The organism is Bacillus nitroreducens, assembly GCF_964021195.1.
Window position 1 is genome coordinate 2,388,557 of record NZ_CAXHYI020000003.1, and the last position, 18,258, is coordinate 2,406,814.

Consider the following 18,258-nt stretch of genomic DNA (forward strand, 5'->3'; position numbering starts at 1 on the left):
TGAGGAGTGAAGGGAATTATGGTAGAGAAAGTATTTCCGATGACATTAGAAGGAAAGAAAAAATTAGAAGAAGAATTAGAATATTTAAAAACAGTTAAGCGTAAAGAAGTTGTAGAGCGCATTAAAATTGCAAGAAGTTTTGGGGATCTATCAGAGAACTCCGAGTACGATTCTGCAAAAGATGAACAGGCATTTGTTGAAGGACGTATTACAACAATTGAAAATATGATTCGAAATGCTAAAATCATTGAAGAAGATGCCGATAGTGAAGGGAAAGTTACGCTTGGAAAAACAGTAACTTTCATTGAGCTTCCAGACGGCGAAGAAGAAACATATACAATTGTAGGTAGTGCGGAAGCAGACCCATTTGAAGGTAAAATCTCAAATGATTCTCCAATTGCGAAAAGTTTACTTGGAAAACATGTTGGAGACAAAGTAACTGTACAGACTCCAGGTGGAGAAATGCTTGTTGAGATTACGAAAATCGACTAAATAAGTTAGTGTTCAAAAAAGTGGATGAAAAGAATCACTTCGACACTTAGTCGCAGTTCATGCCACGTGTGCGTAATCACCGCTTTTTTGACAACCAATTATAAGTATAAAAACACTTACACCTCGTCCAAACTGTAGACGAGGTGTTTTCTATGGTACTAAAAAAACGTGCATATATATTAATAATGATTGTGCTTATCCTATTGGCAGGATTAATTGGGAGATTGATTCAGCTTCAATTGATAAGTACTGAATCATTTACAAAACGTGATATAAACTTAATTGAAGCAAGTGTTTCGCAGCGTACGCAAGAACTCGTCATTGACCAAGGACGGGGGCGATTTATAGACCGCAATAAAAAGGCACTCACTCATGAATATTATCCCACACTTGTGTTATTTCCTTTTTTAAAAAATATAGAATGGCCTGCAGAAGATGTAGCGAAAATCGTAAATGTTTCAGCAACAGAATTGAAACGTGAGATTGCAGATGCTAAAAAGCCAGTTATCTTCGGCGATGAAAAACCCATAGAATTAACCGAAACGCAAATGAACAAAATTAACAATCTGCAAATCCCTGGAGTATTCGCCATTCACCGACAATATGAGCTTGATAGTGTTATTGCAGAACATTTAATCGGATTAATCCGGGAAAACAGTGAGTTGTTCCAAGAGCGTTACCCAGATAAAAACTATTTACCCAAAAATACAAAACTAGGAATCACAGGTTTACAATCAACTTTTGATGAATTTCTATTACCAGAAGGAGAGGCTAAACTTTTATACCATGTAGCGGGGGATGGTGGTCCCTTATTCGGTATAGATGTGAAATACACAGCTCCAGCAAACCCATATTATCCTGTTGCCATTCAAACTACTCTAGATAAAGAACTTCAAGTATTAGCAGAGGAGATCGTTGATAAGCATGAACTAAAAAAAGGTGGAATAGTTCTGCTTGACATAGAGTCGGGTGATTTACTTGCAATGGTTAGTAAACCAGATATTAATACATCAAACCCATTCAGAGATGGTACTGCCGAAAACCAAATGATTATGCCACAATTTCCTGGATCAGTGTTCAAGGCTGTAATTGCTGCTGCAGCAATTGAAAACCAACAAATCTCAAATGAACGAATGTTTAATTGTGACTTAGATTTGTATGGAGAAGGTCCAGCAGAATATCAGCATGGCATGTTAAACTTTCATCAAAGCTTTGCTCAAAGCTGTAATTATACATTTGCTACAATTGCTCAAGAGTTAATCCAGAATGACCACGAGGTGATTGAAAAGTATTCTGAAATGCTCGGTTTACTTGGACCAGTTGGTTGGAACGGGGATGTTTTTCGATTTCAAGACTTTAAGCAGTTTCCAAATGAATACAATGGTCAGATTTGGTCAGATGAACGTGATAAACATGTGGCAAAGGCCGTTGCACAGACGGCTATCGGACAAAAAGATGTTAGAGTAACCCCGTTGGGAATTGCAAATATGATGGCTACAATTGCTCGAGGAGGTACAAAGAAAGAAGTTCGAGCAGTGAGTGATGTTTTATATAAAAATGGCACAACATTATTTTCATTTACTAAGCAGAATATGGAAGGTCCAAAGATTGCCCCATATACGGCAAGTAGACTTCAGGAATTGTTAAGGGCTGTAGTTACTTCTGGGACGGGACAAAGATTTGCACAGCTACCTTACAAAGTGGCTGGAAAATCTGGGACTGCCCAAACAGGAAAAAAGAAGGGTGACACTGTCCTTGTGAATAAATGGTTTGCGGGTTATTTTCCATTTGAAGCTCCTAAATATGCGCTTGTTGTCGTTGATTTAGAGCAACCTGGCGCAAAGTCAGTAGCAAACACTGTCTTTTATGATATCGTTCAAGGAATATATGACGCAGAACAGGGAAAAGGTACCAATTCGAATGATGGATAAAGAAATGTCTTCAACCTTTCAGACTCACATGCTAGAATAGAAAAATAGACTACCGTTTGTGATGGTTGATGATAGGAGGTACTATAAACATGGGGAATGATCTAGATAAACTTTATGCAGGGCCTCGATCTGAGAGAAGGGCGAAACGAAAAAAAGTAAATCGAGTTTTAAATATGTTAATTGTCCTTGTTATTGTTCTGATTGTCTTCTTTGGTGGGAAACTCATTTTTGGTGACAAAAATGTGGAGGATACTGTGTCTTCAAATCAAACTGAACAACCAGATAATAATAAAGGCAATTCAGCTTCTGGAGATACCGAGGACAAAACGGAAGAAACGCCTGAAAATGAAGAAAACAATAAAGAATTGGAAGAACCAAATGAGGAAAACAAGGACGAGCAAACAGCTCCAGAATCAGATGATTCTACTATTGTAACTGAAGGTGACCCTAATTCAAATATAGTGAATACAATTGTCAATCCTAACTGGAAACCAATCGGTACTGAACAAGCAGAACCACATACCACTAGCTTTGATTCTGGTTCAGTTGACCGTAATGAAATGGAAAAAGCAGTCAGCTATGCCACAGGGTTTGACAGGGCTGATATGGTTGTTTGGTGGCTTGGAAGAAACGGTGGAAATTCAATTACTGCAACAGTCTCATCTAAAACAACGAAACAAGTGCTTAAAGTCTATTTAGACTGGGTACCTAATGAAGGATGGAAGCCAACCAAGATTGAAGAATTAAAAGAAAATGACAGTGAAACGTACAAAAAGGCTACGAATACATCGGAACCAGACGATGATGATGACAGCGATGACGATGATTAACTGACATTTTGATAGGGGTAACCCTCACCTGAGTTTGAGATTACGCGTTTAGACGAATGCCAGAAAACTTGTTAACAATCTATGATATACGTTTTAGAGCACTCCATCTGTATGATAATTTTTAACAAGACATGTGGCCAAATTTCAGGATAGAGTGCCAAAGCATATTTGAATGAAAAACGCAGGTGATGCCTGCGTTTTTTTTTACCTATTTAATGAGTGATAATTGAAAATCATAGATTAATATGTTAAATTTAGAGCAGTTCATTTTTAAAATCATAGTATATCTATAGGAATAATATTATTTTGCGGAGAGTGAGAAAAATGGGGCGAGAATTTTTAGAGGTATTTGAAGGTTGGGCAGAAACTTATGATTCAACAGTTACTGGCCATGATGTTGAATATAAAGAAGTATTTTCACGATATGATGATATCTTAAATGATGTTGTACAGAAATCTGGCCACGTTGTCTTGGAATTTGGAGTGGGTACAGGTAATCTCACTCAAAAACTCCTAAACGAAAATAAAACAGTATACGGGGTTGAACCATCAAAACCGATGCGTGAGATTGCAATTGAGAAACTAAAGGGCTACTCTCTAAAAATAGATGATGGTGATTTTATTGTATTTAAAAAACCTGAAGAACAGATTGATACAATTGTAAGTACGTATGCCTTTCACCACCTAAATGATACTGAGAAAAATCAAGCATTTATCGAATATAGCAATATTCTTGAAAAAGGTGGTAAAATAGTGTTTGCGGATACAATGTTCGAAAATAAACAAGAATATAACATGACGATTGAGTCCGCTAAAGAAAAGGGCTTCTTAAACCTAGCGAAAGACTTGGAAACGGAATATTACACAACAATTCCAGTGTTGCAAGGAATTGCAAAACAAAACGGATTTACAGTGGAGTTTACACGGTTTAATCACTTTGTATGGGTGATGGAAGCAACGAAACAGTAAATGAAAGGTGATTTGTATTTATGAAAGTAGCAATTATTGGAGCAATGGATGAAGAAGTAGCGATTTTACGAGATAAAATTGAGAATAGACAGGAAACCACAGTAGCTGGAAGTGTATTCTATACAGGTACATTAAATGGGTACGATGTCATTTTATTAAAATCAGGAATTGGTAAAGTAAATGCTGCCATATCAACAACCATTTTATTTACACAATTTAAACCTGATTTTGTAGTAAATACTGGTTCTGCAGGTGGTTATTTAACTACCCTTAATGTAGGTGATATCGTCATCTCTTCAGAAGTAAGGCATCATGATGTCGATGTTACTGCATTTAACTATGAATATGGGCAAGTGCCAGGACTACCAGCAGCATTTAAAGCAGATGCAAGGCTGGTTGAATTAGCTCAAAAAAGTGCTGAGGGAATCACAGATATACAGGTTGCAACAGGTTTGATTGCAACAGGTGATTCCTTCATGAATGATCCTGAGCGGGTTTCATTTGTAAGTCAAAAGTTTGGTGACTTATATGCCGTTGAAATGGAAGCTGCTGCGGTGGCCCAAGTTTGTCATCAATTTGGAGCACCTTTTGTGGTCATTCGTGCTTTGTCAGATATTGCAGGAAAAGAATCTAATATCTCATTTGATCAATTCTTAGAAACGGCAGCTAAAAATTCATCAAACGTCGTAGAAAAAATGGTAGAACAAATCAATACATCCATGTAACGGAGGATTTATATGCAAGTTTTTCAAAATGTTCATGAGTTAATCGGAAATACTCCAATTGTGGAATTGACAAACTTTCCGTTGCAAAATGATGTTCGTCTTTTTGCAAAACTCGAATTTTATAATCCAGGTGGAAGTATAAAAGATCGCTTAGGAATCGAACTTCTTCAAGAAGCGTTAAATACAGGACAATTAACTGAAGGTGGAACGATTATTGAACCTACTGCAGGTAATACGGGGATTGGATTAGCACTTGCAGCATTAAACCGTAATATCAATGTGATTTTGTGCGTTCCAGAAAAGTTTTCAATAGAAAAACAAGAATTAATGAAGGCGTTGGGCGCAACGATTATTAACACACCAACAGAAGCAGGGATGACTGGTGCGATTGAGAAGGCAAAAGAACTACTTAACGAGATCCCAAATTCTTATTGTCCACAGCAATTTGCAAATCCAGCTAACCCTAAGACTTATTATAAAACGCTTGGACCAGAAATTTGGAAGCAACTTGACGGACAAATTGATATTTTTGTAGCAGGTGCAGGTACAGGCGGAACATTTATGGGAACTGCAACCTACTTAAAAGAAATGAACCGTTCTATAAAGACTGTTATTGTGGAGCCAGAGGGTTCTATCCTAAACGGAGGCGAATCAGGCCCACATAAGACGGAGGGAATAGGAATGGAATTCCTTCCAGGTTATATGGATACATCTTATTTTGATTCGATCCATACGGTTTCTGATGAGGATGCATTCCATCGGGTGAAAGAAGTTGCACAGAAGGAAGGACTTCTAGTTGGAAGTTCTTCAGGGGCTGCTCTTCATGCAGCACTTACTGAGGCTCAAAATGCTAAGCCAGGTTCACATATACTTGTGATTTTTCCAGATAGTAGTGAACGTTACTTAAGTAAAAAAATTTATGAGGGTGGGATATAGAATGAAGCGAAAAACATTGCTTATCCATGGTGGAGTTGGTGAGGATCCACAAACGGGTGCTGTTAATACCCCGATTTATCAAGTGAGCACCTATAAACAAGAAGGAATCGGAAATTTTAAGGGATATGAATATTCCCGTACTGGAAATCCAACTAGACACGCTCTTGAGGAATTAATTAAAGATATAGAAGGCGGAGAAAGAGGATTTGCATTCGGTTCAGGAATGGCAGCAATCACTGCAGTCATGATGCTATTTAACAGTGGTGACCATGTGCTTCTAACGGATGACGTATATGGTGGTACTTATCGTGTTATGACAAAAGTACTTAAACGTTTAGGGATCGATTCAACCTTTATCGATACAAGTAACTTAGACAATATTGAAGGTGAAATTCGTGAAAACACAAGAGCGATTTTCATTGAATCACCAACTAATCCTTTACTAAAAATTACAGATATTAAAGGTGCAGCAGACATCGCGAAAAAACATAATCTATTAACAATCGTTGATAATACCTTTAACACGCCGTATTGGCAAAATCCAATTGCTCTTGGTGCTGATATCGTTCTCCATAGTGCGACCAAGTATCTTGGCGGACATAGTGATGTGGTAGCTGGTCTTGTTGTGGTGAATTCTGCAAAGCTGGGAGAGGATTTGCACTTTGTTCAAAATTCTACTGGTGGAGTACTTGGACCTCAAGATTCATGGCTGTTAATTCGAGGAATTCGTACACTAGGGATTCGGATGGAGGAACATGAAGAGAATACACGAAAGATTGTGGAATTCCTTCAAAACAATCCAGCTGTAAAAAAGGTATTCTATCCTGGGATTGAGACACATCCAAATCACGCCATTGCAAAGTCTCAAGCAAGAGGTTTTGGTGGAATGGTGTCTTTTGATGTTGGCAGTGCTGAAAATGCGGATAAGCTACTGAGCAAAGTTAAATACTTCACTCTAGCAGAAAGCTTAGGTGCAGTTGAAAGTTTAATTTCTGTTCCTGCAAAAATGACGCATGCTTCTATTCCGAAAGACCGTCGTGAAGAACTAGGTATTGGAGATGGCCTCGTTCGTATTTCAGTAGGATTGGAAGACGTAGAAGACTTAATCGAAGACCTTGAGCAAGGTCTAAAATAAGAATATCAAGACCTCTAGCCTTAAAAGGTTAGAGGTCTTTTGATGTAAGTAAACTGCTAAAATTTACATTCTTACCCCAATATAAAGATATGTTATGATAAGAATTGTAGTTTACTATATTGGTAGGTGTGATAGTTGATGGAAGACAAAGAAATGAAAAACCTGCGTAGTAAAGTGAAAGATTACAAAAACTTTGGATATATCCTGCTTGTGTTAAGTGCATATATATATATTGGTGTTATCATTCCCGAGGGACGTTCTCCGTTTCAACTTCATGTTATGATGGGATCAACTCTCGTTCTATTAAGCTTGTCATTTATATTTTTTATGGCAGTGATCAAATATAAAAAACAAATGGAAGAATAATTGTTCCTTCACCTAAATTATGGTGAAGGACTTTTTTTTGCAAAAAAAGTGTTTACATACATATCGAATTTGGTTATAATTACCACATAAGGAAAATTAATCGAAAAAGGAGGTCGAATATCATGATTAAAGTAAACGGAATTATGTTAAAACTTCAAACTTCATATCGAACAGTCTATTCGACCAAACTGGTGATTAATTTTTAATTGTAAAGATACGTTACGTTAATTATGCCACAGGTGGAATAGTATGCCTGTGGCTTTAGTATGCCTTTTTTTAAATGCCACAGGACTAGTAGTATGCCTGTGGCATTTTTGTGTCTTTTTTTCCTGTTAAAATGAAATTCCACCTTAAAGGAGGTGAGTAAATAATGACCATTAATTTATTTTTTTTAACGATCTCGATTTCGAAACGTCAAAAGTCTCTCGAAGAATATGTACGTGAGGAACGGATTAATAAACACATGGAAGAAATGAAGGATCGCCAATATTCCATGATGCGCTTATTCTAAGAATAGAAAAATAGGAAAGAAAGGGGATATGAATATGTTAATGAGAAGTTGTCCGATTGTAGCTTGGTTATCTGTGGAGAAGGATTCCACCTAACGCATAAAAATATAGGAGGAGTTATCTATGCTAACTGTTCACGTGCTTATTTTTACAATTATGTTTACAAAGAAAGCTAAATAACAAAGGAAACTCCCATCAGTTTGAATTTTCTTTGCCCTTGCTGGTGGGTGGTAAGGTAGTTATAAGGACATTGCCCTATGGGATCTGGCATTCTGGTTTAGCATATGCCTGAGTCTTTACTGCCCTTGTATCTCTTAATGTTTTGAGCAGAGGTCTTACTGACAATTAAAGCGGGGTAATGTAGAGAGTATCATATGTGGTACTCTCTTTTTTATTGGGATTACTGCCATATTATTGTCAATTTTCGGTAACACAATGTTCAAAAGTGGATAACGTTTACACGGTTTGTAAGTGATAAAGTAAAAGTAAGGAGTACACCTTAAAAAATGTATAACTCATATGGAGGTTGATGCATATGCTAGCAATCGTTTTGGGGATTGTCGTTGCGTCTGTTATTGCGATTATAATTGGAACAGAGGTAAGTGTAGAATTATAAACAAAAATAGGGTGGATTGCAAAAACGGCAATCCACCTTTTGTTATGTTTTTCTTTTTTCTTTTTCCGCCCGATAAAATTCATGGAACATTTTCATTAACGCCCGTTTTTCAATTCGCGATACATAGCTTCTTGAGATTCCTAGTTCCTTAGCGATTTCACGCTGTGTTTTTTCCTTTTTTAAATCGAGGCCAAATCTGCCTACGATGACTTCCTTTTCTCGCTCGTCAAGGACATCAATATATTCTTTAATCTTTTCAAGTTCCATGTTTAATTGAATCGTTTCAATCACATCTTCTGTTTCGGACTTCAGTACATCAATAAGACTAATTTCATTGCCTTCCTTATCTTGGCCAATTGGGTCATGAAGGGAAACGTCTTTTTTTGTCTTTTTGAGCGCTCGCAAGTGCATGAGAATTTCATTCTCGATACACCGAGCGGCATACGTAGCTAGTTTCGTACCCTTACCTTGTGAATAGCTCTCAATCGCTTTTATTAAGCCGATTGTGCCAATTGAAATAAGATCTTCCGTATCCTCACCAGTGTTTTCAAATTTTTTTACAATATGAGCGACCAACCGTAAATTATGTTCAATTAACACATTCCGAGCGTTTTCGTCTCCTTCGGACAACAACTGTAAGTATTTTTTCTCATCTGAAGATGATAACGGTTGAGGAAAAGCATTATTTTTCACATAGGATACTAAAAATAATAATTCTTTTACAAAATAACCTAATGCTACTAACAGTCCAGACATTCGCTCACCTCCACAATAATCGCAGTGTATGTACATAGCGTTACGCTATACACTACTTTATCTAGGCTTTTGCCTATTACTTAATGTTATGAGGAGAGATGCTTGCATGTGTCTGTCCTATTGAAAAAAGCTAAGGTTAGTTAAAAAGACCATTAATTTTATTCAGCAAAAGTCCTATACTTTAATATGTGGGCATGAATGCGATAAGACTAACCAACTCATTGGTGGTCTAAACACTGGCTTAATAAAGTTAAAACCTCTGGCGGATGCAAAAATTTTTCGGGGAAAACGTTTTGAGTAAAGATCAAAGACTAAGAACGCCACGTCCTGTGGCAACGTCTTTGTGACCCACCTCGTGTGGGCCTAAAAAAATTGGGCGCAAATACGCTAAGGCGTATTTGATTCTACGCCATGATTATCCTAGTTCAAAGTTTGGTATTCCTTTTTAAGTCAATCACATTGGGAGGGTGTAATTGATGTTTTTTGTCAACAAAAGCTGTCGCATTATTTTAGTAATGTGAAAAAAGGGGCGACAGCTATAACTAAAGCAAATCCAAATATAACGACGGAACCTAATTTGTTTTTATCCTTCCAAAGAGAGATGGAAAAACCGATTGTATAAATTAACATGATCAACATCAGTAAATAAATGAATCCACTCATTTTTCTAATCCCTTATCTCATCATATCTTGGTATTACTGATTGGCGTCCAAATTCACCAAACGTGACATCAACGTTAACCTTAATATCAGCTTCAGGATACTTATTCATCCAATTATAGTCCTCCCATTGTGGAATCGTTAAGAAATGTCTTCTTGCTACTAAAGAGAACCCAAATAGGTCTCCTTTAAATTCCGTTTGCGAGCGTTTTAATAGATCATTTATTTTATTTTCAATTCTTTCACTAACATATTCTTTTAGTTCACTCCTTTTTTGTTCGTCCTTTGCATAATTAGTCATACTATGATCCGTTAAGATGTCCACTTGGATTGGAAGTTTGACCTTGATTTTAGGTGCTTGTTTAGTTACATCAACGGTCACATCTGGATCGGATAGTTGGGTGAATCGTGCAGTAATCCAAAAATCATCCATAAACGGATCAGGTAAGGAGGCCAAAAAACTTGGTTTGTCCATCAATTTGTGTAACATTCTGGTTAATCGGGTCTCTTGTACAGATAGTGTTCCGACCATTTGTCCTTCTTTAAAAACGGCAGAACCGAGAAATTGAGCCGGATTTGTATTTCCAGACACCTTCATATTTCCAGCAATTAATTCATGATCCGCGTTTCGTTCCGATGTATGTTCGTCCTTGTCCGTTGTTGCAAGGGCAGAAATATAGAGCTCAGCATCTGCTTCAGTTATTTTGAACATGTATTGAAGTTCAGAATTTGGGATAAGTCCAATTTCAGTTGCATTAGTAAATAATGTTTCAAAATATTCATGTCTCCTAGTTTCTAGTCTTGGTTTGTTTTTTTCCATAAACGTATACGCTTTTTCCTTTGTAACGATTAGCCTCGTATCACGTCTAACTTCACGGTCCTTCGCGGCATCATAAATCAAGCGGATAAATTTTTCTTCCTTTGCAAGTTCCTCTGAAATGACAAAAAAGTCTAAAATATCATATGTAATGGCTTTTGAGATTACCGCATTTGCAATATTTTGAGATTCAATAAAACTTGATGCATTAAATGTAATAATCTCGTGAGTGGGTTCATCACCACCCCCACCTTGTTGTGTTGAACCAGCTTCTGGGTTTGATATTAAATACGTTATTTTAAAAGTACCTTTTTCCTCCGCTTTATCCAATCCAATCCCTAGAACATAGGCACGCTGGTCAATCTCCTGTAAATCGGAACATCCAACCAACATACATATCATAATAAATAGAAGAGAATATCTAGTTGTCTTTGCTCGTTTTATTATCATATGTTAAATCCCCTTTTAGTTTTGCAATGATCCACATTATACTCGGAATAAAGAAAAACAGAGGACTGGCCAAACCCAATAAAGCTTCTCTCATAGAAAAGATTGTAAAACTCGGTGCTTCTGGAGCCATTCCGAATATGACAACAATGGACGCCAGAATGGGTGCTAAGTATTCAAATTGTTTAATATTACAGACGCCTCCTATAAAGACTACAATTAAATACAAATACACTGAAAAGCGAATAAATGAAGCAATGAGCCAAAATGGAAAGAAAAAGGTTTCGATATTTGTTAGAAAACCTAATCTTATTAATCGTATTAATTCTTGATAAGGATAATCAATCATTTTTAATCCTTCATAATCAAATACAAATAAATAGGCTAAAAATGAAAAAGTGATATAAAAAATTACAGCCACAAATGCAATCCATGTTCCTTTTTTAAAGGCCTTTTCGGATGTGATATAAGGAGCTATTAACCCAAAATAAAAAAAATCGCCAAACATGGATACATGGCTTGTACTTGTTTTAATCACTTCCCAATAACCTGGACCTAAAATTGGAAAAATGTATGCTGGGCTACTTTCGTTAAATGCTAAAATGATTGCTAAAATCAGTGTAAATTGGATATAAAAAAAAACTAACCATGAAACAGTTCCAATTTGTTCAATCCCTTTTTTTGCACCATATGCACAAATGATCATCATGAGCAAATAAATGAACAGGATAGGTGTTTGAGAAAAATACATCGTACCGATAATGTCAACATATAGGGCAGAATCAGTAATAAGTGCGGTGGTGAGTACTAGAATAAGTACAATCGATAACAAGGTCCCGAAATATTTTCCAAATAAATGGATAATCATATCGTGTAAATTTTTATTTTTGTATGATGTAATGACTGTTAACGTAAAATAAATGGGAATGATTGATAAGATCCCTATTAATATGGGTGCCATCCAAAATGCGCTATCAAGGTAGCCAACAAAAATGGAGGGTGTGTCATCTGATAGCTTTGAACCAACTACTAAAACGACAATCGCAACATATTCTCTTATTCCAATTTTCCCTCTTGAATGCTCCATATTTTATTCATCTGCCTTTTTTATTACGTCCTTTGGTTTTAAGTAACCAGGGCGTAGTCTTTCGTTTTTGAGCATTTTTCGAATGATTGTATCTCCAGAAGAAAGATATTTTGGTGACATTGGTGATATGTAAGGAACCCCAAATGATTTAATGGAATTCAGATAAAACATGCCTAATGTAAATAAGGCCGCCATCCCGAAAATCCCGAAAAATCCTGCTGAAATGATAAAGCCGAATCGAATAATTCGAATCGCAAAATTCATGCTAACATCACTAAGCGTGAATGAACATAATCCACTTAATGCGACAACAATCACAACAATAGGACTGACAATATTAGCCTGCACAGCTGCTTGACCTAAAATTAGGGCGCCAACAATGCCTATTGTGGGACCAATTGGATTAGGAACTCGAAGCCCAGCCTCTCTTATTAATTCAAAGGCGATTTCCATCATTAGAACTTCTATGAGAGAAGGAAATGGAACTTTTTCTCGTGTTGAGGCTATCGCTAATAAAAGATCGGTTGGAACCATTTCTGCATGATAATTCAACAAGGATACATAGATAGCAGATGCAAAAATTGTAATAAATAACGAAAATACTCGAAGGATACGTATAAAGTTCCCATAAATAAAACGTAAATAATGATCTTCAGGGTTATGAATAAAGGACCAAAAGGTTGCTGGAAGTATTAAAGCTGCTGGCGAGTTATTCATTAATAAGGCGATATACCCATCCTCTAAAAACGAAGTAGCGCGGTCTGGCCTCTCAGTGTATAAGATACTTGGAAAAATAGATTTCGGTCTTTCTTCAATGTATTGCTCTAGTAAAGAGAGATTTTGAATCGCATCCACGTCTAGAGCAGCAACTCTTTCTTTAATATTTTTAATCATTTTTTCATTTGCAAGGTCCTTGACATAAAGCAAAAACAACTCATTATGTGAACGTTTTGAAATCGTTGTGTGTTCAACGATTAAATTTTCGCTTCTGATTTTTTTCCGAATTAATGAAATATTGGTATCAACTTTTTCGTTAAATGACTCTTTTGGGCCTTTGAGCACAACTTCACTTTCTGCCTTTTCTACAGATCTACTTTGGAAGTTAGATGTTCCGATCACATAAGCATTTAGTTCACCATCTACGAATAAAACAGTATTTCCTTGATTTATCCCATTCACTATGTCGTTTATTTGTTGAAGCTTTGAAAAGGATTGGACCTCGATAAGATCCTGAACTTGCTTTGAAGAATCATCATTTTGTAGCAATGGTTCAAGGATATGCTCATTCACTATGTCGATTGAAGTAATCGTTGAAATAAATAAGATAGCTGCTTTTTTATTTATTCCGCCAATCGTAAATTCGTGGATTTTCACATCGCTATTTTCTGGTAGTGTATATATTTTTTCAAAGTTTGAGATGTTTATTTGAATATCTGGATCGATCTCTTGTTTTTTTAATTGAATATCTTCAGAGGCTGATTCCTCAGGATATTGTGCAGGGGCGAGTTTCGGATTTTTGAATTTATCAAAATAATTCTGAATGGGAATTTTTTTCAACGCACTCAACTCCCGTCTTTTTCCTAAGTTTGCCACCGAAGATGGAAAATCATACAGGTGATGGGAAAAGATTGTATTTCTACTAAAAACTCCATGAGGGATAGAAATTTCATAAAAATCCTTATATAATAAATATTATAATTATTTAGGGAGCCTAAGTAATTGGGAAGGGGGAGTTCATTTTGAGTACAAATACATATGAACAAAAATGGGATTTAGATGTCTTTTTCAAAGGGGGAAGCAGTTCTCTTGAATTTCAGTCTTTTTTGGAAGCGTTACAAAAGGAGTTATCTGAATTTAGTGCGTTAGTTGAGTCCTTTCAAGTACCAACTAACGTAGATGAGAAGGAAGAGTTAATCATTATCCTAAACGCCTTCCAATCAACTTTTAAAAAGCTGCGTCAAGCAGGAGCATTTGTCAGTTGTTTAACAGCACAGGACACAACAGATCGAGGAGCATTGCTTTTACAAGGGAAAACGACACAATTGAGTAGTGAACTTCAATCCATACTTACAGACTTTGATCAAAAGCTCGTAGCAATCAATAAACCTGTTTGGGATAAGCTAGTATCAGAAGAACCTTTAAAGGAACTATCCTATGTGTTAGAGGAAAGAAGGAGAAGAGCAAAAGAAAAAGGATCACTCGAACAGGAACAACTGATTAATGCTTTAGGTGTTGATGGATATCATTCATGGGGCCAGCTTTATAATCTGGTTGTTGGAAATATCAAGATTCCATTCGAGGACAATAATAAAACGAAGCAGCTATCGGTTGGCCAAGCATTTAACAAGTTTTCAAGCGCTGATCGCAGTGTTCGTAAAACGGTTTTTGAAGCGTGGGAAAAGAAATGGGAAGAGCATACGGATTATATCGGTGCAGCATTAAATCACCTTGGTGGATTTCGTTTGAACGTGTATAAATCACGTGGATGGGAAAACGTACTGCAAGAACCTCTTGATATTAATAGAATGTCCGAGGAAACACTGGAAACGATGTGGACGGTTATTACGGAAAATAAAGCACCATTTGTGGAATATTTAAATCGTAAAGCACAATTATTAGGTCTTGATAAGTTAAGTTGGTACGATTTGGATGCACCGGTTGGCCAATCAGAAAGTAAGCTCACTTACCAAGAAGGAGCTGAATTTATAGTAGAGCAATTCGGTAAATTTGGATCTGAGCTTACAAAATTTACGAAAATGGCCTTTGAAAATAGGTGGATTGAGGCAGAAGATCGGCCAGGAAAACGTCCAGGTGGATTTTGTACAAGCTTCCCTGAAAGTAATCAATCACGAATTTTTATGACGTTCTCAGGGACTCCATCCAATGTTTCAACCCTTGCTCATGAACTAGGGCATGCATTCCATCAACATGCTATGGCAGGAGTTCATCCATTAAATCGTAGTTATGCAATGAACGTGGCTGAAACAGCTTCTACATTTGCAGAAATGATTGTTGCAGATGCCTCTGTAAAAAATGCTAAGTCAAAAGAGGAAAAAATAGCATTGCTTGAAGATAAAATACAAAGAAGTGTTGCGTTTTATATGAATATTCACGCGCGCTTCTTATTTGAAACGAGATTCTATGAGGAACGGAAACAGGGGATCATTAGTACTGAACGATTGAATCAATTAATGCTTGCAGCACAAAAGGAGGCATATTGTGAAGCATTAAATGACTATCATCCGCAGTTCTGGGCGTCCAAGTTGCATTTTTATATTACAGGTGTACCATTTTACAATTTCCCATATACTTTTGGTTATTTATTTTCTTTAGGTATTTACGCAAAGGCTATAGAGGAAGGAACAGACTATGAGGAGCAGTATATTGCTTTATTAAAGGATACTGCGAGTATGAGTGTGGAAGACTTAGCTGAAAAACACTTAGGTGTTGACTTAACAAAACGCGATTTCTGGGAAATGGCAGTGAAGCTATCCATTAAAGATGTTGAAGAATTTTTATTACTTACTAAATAATGAACAGATAGAATATACCATCACAACAAAAGCGATGACAGAGTACGATCTAGCTTACAGTTTGCTTGTGATTTCTAACCTTGTTAGCACTTGATATATAAATAAAAAACACCTATCCACTAGTAGTGGGTTGGTGTTTTTTATTTATACTTTCTTTAACTTAAATGTACCGACCATGAGGAAGGAAAGAATAATTATTAGGTAAATGAAAAATTGAGGAGATACATACGGGATTGCTAAGAAGCTAAGTGTTAATAGGCAGCCAGCGGCTGTAATTGGCAATCCAACAAAGAAGCCTTTATTGTCGCTAATGTTAAATTTGGCTAAGCGAAATGCTCCACATCCAATATAGAAGACGGTAAAAAACATACCAGGTGCCCCAAATTCATGGATAATTCCTTGGTATAAAAGAAGCGCGGGTGCGACGCCAAATGATATAATATCACACATTGAATCCAACTGCTTTCCCAGCTCAGATTCGATTTGAAACTTTCTTGCTACCATTCCATCAAAACGATCAGCAAGCGCAGCTAAGAAGATGAGTAATAACCCTAAATTTAGTTCGTTCTTTAATATAAATAAAATGGAGAAACCACCTAAGCTTAAGTTGACTAAAGTGAGTATATTAGCAGTGTGAGCTTTAAGCTTTTTTAGTGTAGAATCTAGATAATCCAATAAAAACATTTCTTCACTCCTTTCGTTGGCTTGTTTTTGTGTTTCTTGGTAGAATAAAAACTTTTTATACGTACAAGAAAGATGATGATTAAACTTGTAGTGCCTCACTTCGCCTCACAAGTTGTGCTAATGTCAACAAGACAACTAGATTGATGTTTTGTCGACGTGGTTCTTTTCATCCTATATTTGGACGATAAATCTATAAATTCTTTGTAATACGAGCAAAAAATACATAAAATAGAATAGTATTGGCATTATTAACCTTATTTTATTCTTTTCTTTTTGGATTTGTAAAGAAGTTTATGAAGTTTCTAGGAGGAATTTGATTTGCAAAAATGGCTTTACCGTTTCTTCATTGAATTAACAAACCATCGCCTATCATCTGCATTATTAAAAAAGTTCTCGCAATCAAGAGTTAGTGCTATACTTATTCCAAGTTATGCGAAAATATACAATATTGACCAGGCTGAAATGGAAAAAAATTTAAAAGATTTTCCAACTTTACATGACCTTTTTATTAGAAGGCTAAAAAAAGAAAGTAGACCGTTTGACCAAACGTTAAATTCTGTGATTAGCCCAGTCGATGCTGTAATTGAAGAAACAGGAACCATCACTGCCTCCAAGGAAATGATGGTGAAAAATAAACCCTATCAAGTTGTAGAAATGCTTGGAGATGAAAAATCACTTTCCAAATACATTGGTGGGACTTTTCTTATTCTTTATTTAAGTCCAAGCCACTATCATCGAATTCATGCTCCAATTTCTGGGGTCATCACAAAACAGTGGGAGTTGGGACTGAAATCATATCCAGTTAATCGACTTGGATTAAAATATGGAAAGGACCCCTTGTCCAAGAATTTTAGAAAAGTTACGGAAATAAAAGTAAATGACTCCCATATTGTGATGGTTAAGGTCGGTGCAATGTTTGTCAATAGTATAGAAACAACCCATACAAGTGAAACTGTAGAAAAAGGAGAGGAAATTGCCTATTTCTCATTCGGTTCAACTGTTATTCTCCTATTTGAAAAAGACAGTTTTACCCTTAATCCAAAAATTGGGCCATCAACAGAGGTAAAAGTTGGCGAAGCTCTTGGCATCCTTCAAAAAGAAAAAAAGAGCCATTAATGGCTCTTCTTTGATTATTCCATCTTAATTATGATATATTTCTGATTCGATGTCCCAATGATCTGCGTATAATTTCAGTTTCTATAAGGTGAATAAAATCAGGACTTAACTTTAATTTTATTGCCTTAAAGTAAGATTCAATTAACAAGTCATCTGATAATTTTTTCATAACATGCTGCCAATAGTTGGCCATTCACCTCCTATAAAAAGTAAAACAATATGTTCTAAATCCTTCATGTTGTCATATACTAATAGGTTGTCTTATTGTTAAATTCACTTTATCATGAAAAAAAATATAGAACAACCGTTCCGTTATCCACAGAAGATAGTGGATAACTTGTGAGTATTTTGTTTATAAAATTTGGAAATCTAAGGATATCGCTGTGTAATATGTGTATAAGTTTATCCACAAGTGTTGAAATTAACTGATTTTTGTCGAAAACTTTTTTATAATATCCATAAATTGAAGAAATTTGTCTAATTATACTTTGAGAAATCTTTTTAATTCGTTATGATAGGATGGATATAAAGAGAAACTCATCTGTTAGGATGGTTCTTTCCATCCTCAACGGATTGTTAGTTTAGAACCAAAATCTGTGGGGAATAGAAACGTTAGCAGATAGGGTGTTTATCGTCTTTTCTCTTTACC

Annotated in this window: 18 protein-coding genes; 11 read left to right on the top strand and 7 right to left on the bottom strand. The window is 36.1% G+C overall.

Annotation, left to right across the window (positions count from 1 at the left end; all coding sequences use genetic code 11):
* Positions 1-15 precede the first annotated feature (15 nt).
* The 9 genes from greA to ACWPVE_RS15440 all read left to right on the top strand — a co-directional run bounded on the left by greA (position 16) and on the right by ACWPVE_RS15440 (position 7,895).
* Positions 16-492 (top strand): transcription elongation factor GreA, encoded by a 477-nt coding sequence (gene greA, locus ACWPVE_RS15400; protein WP_453997574.1) that lies wholly within the window; start codon positions 16-18, stop codon positions 490-492.
* Positions 493-644: 152 nt separating this feature from the next.
* On the top strand, positions 645-2,423 hold the full coding sequence (locus tag ACWPVE_RS15405) for a peptidoglycan D,D-transpeptidase FtsI family protein (RefSeq protein ID WP_453994796.1): 1,779 nt from the start codon (positions 645-647) through the stop codon (positions 2,421-2,423).
* Positions 2,424-2,512: 89 nt separating this feature from the next.
* The gene (locus ACWPVE_RS15410) at positions 2,513-3,253 is read left to right on the top strand and encodes a YrrS family protein (protein WP_453994798.1); all 741 of its coding nucleotides are present in this window, start codon (positions 2,513-2,515) and stop codon (positions 3,251-3,253) included.
* Between the two features lie 324 nt (positions 3,254-3,577).
* Complete coding sequence (locus ACWPVE_RS15415; protein WP_453994800.1) at positions 3,578-4,222, top strand: class I SAM-dependent methyltransferase; 645 nt, start codon at positions 3,578-3,580, stop codon at positions 4,220-4,222.
* 20 nt (positions 4,223-4,242) lie between these two features.
* Entirely contained in the window at positions 4,243-4,947 is a 705-nt protein-coding gene (gene mtnN, locus ACWPVE_RS15420; RefSeq protein ID WP_453994802.1) for a 5'-methylthioadenosine/S-adenosylhomocysteine nucleosidase, read from the top strand.
* A 12-nt stretch (positions 4,948-4,959) separates the two neighbouring features.
* Positions 4,960-5,883 carry a cysteine synthase A gene (gene cysK / locus ACWPVE_RS15425; RefSeq protein WP_453994804.1) on the top strand — a complete coding sequence of 308 codons (924 nt, stop codon included), beginning with the start codon at positions 4,960-4,962 and terminating at the stop codon, positions 5,881-5,883.
* A gap of 1 nt (position 5,884) precedes the next feature.
* On the top strand, positions 5,885-7,018 hold the full coding sequence (locus tag ACWPVE_RS15430) for a bifunctional cystathionine gamma-lyase/homocysteine desulfhydrase (protein WP_453994806.1): 1,134 nt from the start codon (positions 5,885-5,887) through the stop codon (positions 7,016-7,018).
* A 138-nt stretch (positions 7,019-7,156) separates the two neighbouring features.
* Positions 7,157-7,384, top strand: coding sequence for a YrhC family protein (locus tag ACWPVE_RS15435; protein WP_453994808.1), 228 nt, complete (start codon positions 7,157-7,159; stop codon positions 7,382-7,384).
* A gap of 370 nt (positions 7,385-7,754) precedes the next feature.
* Positions 7,755-7,895 carry a YrzI family small protein gene (locus tag ACWPVE_RS15440; protein WP_453994810.1) on the top strand — a complete coding sequence of 47 codons (141 nt, stop codon included), beginning with the start codon at positions 7,755-7,757 and terminating at the stop codon, positions 7,893-7,895.
* Positions 7,896-8,551: 656 nt separating this feature from the next.
* Here ACWPVE_RS15440 and sigK read toward each other — a convergent pair.
* The 5 genes from sigK to ACWPVE_RS15465 form a co-directional block, all read right to left on the bottom strand.
* On the bottom strand, positions 8,552-9,265 hold the full coding sequence (gene sigK / locus ACWPVE_RS15445) for an RNA polymerase sporulation sigma factor SigK (RefSeq protein ID WP_453994812.1): 714 nt from the start codon (positions 9,263-9,265) through the stop codon (positions 8,552-8,554).
* 504 nt (positions 9,266-9,769) lie between these two features.
* Positions 9,770-9,928, bottom strand: a complete 159-nt coding sequence (locus ACWPVE_RS15450; RefSeq protein ID WP_453994814.1) for a hypothetical protein — start codon at positions 9,926-9,928, stop codon at positions 9,770-9,772.
* 4 nt (positions 9,929-9,932) lie between these two features.
* Positions 9,933-11,192 carry a Ger(x)C family spore germination protein gene (locus ACWPVE_RS15455; RefSeq protein WP_453994816.1) on the bottom strand — a complete coding sequence of 420 codons (1,260 nt, stop codon included), beginning with the start codon at positions 11,190-11,192 and terminating at the stop codon, positions 9,933-9,935.
* Positions 11,164-12,276: a GerAB/ArcD/ProY family transporter gene (locus tag ACWPVE_RS15460; protein WP_453994818.1), complete on the bottom strand. Its 1,113-nt coding sequence runs from the start codon at positions 12,274-12,276 to the stop codon at positions 11,164-11,166. Before ACWPVE_RS15460 ends, ACWPVE_RS15455 begins: the two co-directional genes overlap by 29 nt.
* Before the next feature lie 3 nt (positions 12,277-12,279).
* Positions 12,280-13,833, bottom strand: coding sequence for a spore germination protein (locus tag ACWPVE_RS15465; protein ID WP_453994820.1), 1,554 nt, complete (start codon positions 13,831-13,833; stop codon positions 12,280-12,282).
* A gap of 182 nt (positions 13,834-14,015) precedes the next feature.
* Here ACWPVE_RS15465 and ACWPVE_RS15470 point away from each other — a divergent pair, with 182 nt between their 5' ends.
* A complete protein-coding gene (locus tag ACWPVE_RS15470; RefSeq protein WP_453994822.1) occupies positions 14,016-15,809 on the top strand; it encodes a M3 family oligoendopeptidase in 1,794 nt (597 codons plus the stop codon).
* 144 nt (positions 15,810-15,953) lie between these two features.
* On the opposite strand, the gene pssA is transcribed toward ACWPVE_RS15470, so the two are convergent.
* Entirely contained in the window at positions 15,954-16,493 is a 540-nt protein-coding gene (gene pssA, locus ACWPVE_RS15475) for a CDP-diacylglycerol--serine O-phosphatidyltransferase (RefSeq protein ID WP_453994824.1), read from the bottom strand.
* A 318-nt stretch (positions 16,494-16,811) separates the two neighbouring features.
* On the opposite strand from pssA, the gene ACWPVE_RS15480 reads away from it, so the two are divergent.
* Positions 16,812-17,609 carry a phosphatidylserine decarboxylase gene (locus ACWPVE_RS15480; RefSeq protein WP_453994826.1) on the top strand — a complete coding sequence of 266 codons (798 nt, stop codon included), beginning with the start codon at positions 16,812-16,814 and terminating at the stop codon, positions 17,607-17,609.
* 28 nt (positions 17,610-17,637) lie between these two features.
* On the opposite strand, the gene ACWPVE_RS15485 is transcribed toward ACWPVE_RS15480, so the two are convergent.
* Positions 17,638-17,778 carry a sporulation histidine kinase inhibitor Sda gene (locus tag ACWPVE_RS15485; RefSeq protein ID WP_453997576.1) on the bottom strand — a complete coding sequence of 47 codons (141 nt, stop codon included), beginning with the start codon at positions 17,776-17,778 and terminating at the stop codon, positions 17,638-17,640.
* Between the last annotated feature and the right edge of the window lie 480 nt (positions 17,779-18,258).

Coding starts and splice junctions, on each gene's coding strand:
- cysK (WP_453994804.1), top strand. CDS start 4,960: ATGCAAGTTTTTCAAAATGTTCATGAGTTAATCGGAAATACTCCAATT.
- ACWPVE_RS15435 (WP_453994808.1), top strand. CDS start 7,157: ATGGAAGACAAAGAAATGAAAAACCTGCGTAGTAAAGTGAAAGATTAC.
- ACWPVE_RS15430 (WP_453994806.1), top strand. CDS start 5,885: ATGAAGCGAAAAACATTGCTTATCCATGGTGGAGTTGGTGAGGATCCA.
- mtnN (WP_453994802.1), top strand. CDS start 4,243: ATGAAAGTAGCAATTATTGGAGCAATGGATGAAGAAGTAGCGATTTTA.
- ACWPVE_RS15455 (WP_453994816.1), bottom strand. CDS start 11,192: ATGATAATAAAACGAGCAAAGACAACTAGATATTCTCTTCTATTTATT.
- ACWPVE_RS15485 (WP_453997576.1), bottom strand. CDS start 17,778: ATGAAAAAATTATCAGATGACTTGTTAATTGAATCTTACTTTAAGGCA.
- ACWPVE_RS15410 (WP_453994798.1), top strand. CDS start 2,513: ATGGGGAATGATCTAGATAAACTTTATGCAGGGCCTCGATCTGAGAGA.
- ACWPVE_RS15415 (WP_453994800.1), top strand. CDS start 3,578: ATGGGGCGAGAATTTTTAGAGGTATTTGAAGGTTGGGCAGAAACTTAT.
- ACWPVE_RS15440 (WP_453994810.1), top strand. CDS start 7,755: ATGACCATTAATTTATTTTTTTTAACGATCTCGATTTCGAAACGTCAA.
- sigK (WP_453994812.1), bottom strand. CDS start 9,265: ATGTCTGGACTGTTAGTAGCATTAGGTTATTTTGTAAAAGAATTATTA.
- ACWPVE_RS15405 (WP_453994796.1), top strand. CDS start 645: ATGGTACTAAAAAAACGTGCATATATATTAATAATGATTGTGCTTATC.
- pssA (WP_453994824.1), bottom strand. CDS start 16,493: ATGTTTTTATTGGATTATCTAGATTCTACACTAAAAAAGCTTAAAGCT.
- ACWPVE_RS15450 (WP_453994814.1), bottom strand. CDS start 9,928: ATGAGTGGATTCATTTATTTACTGATGTTGATCATGTTAATTTATACA.
- ACWPVE_RS15460 (WP_453994818.1), bottom strand. CDS start 12,276: ATGGAGCATTCAAGAGGGAAAATTGGAATAAGAGAATATGTTGCGATT.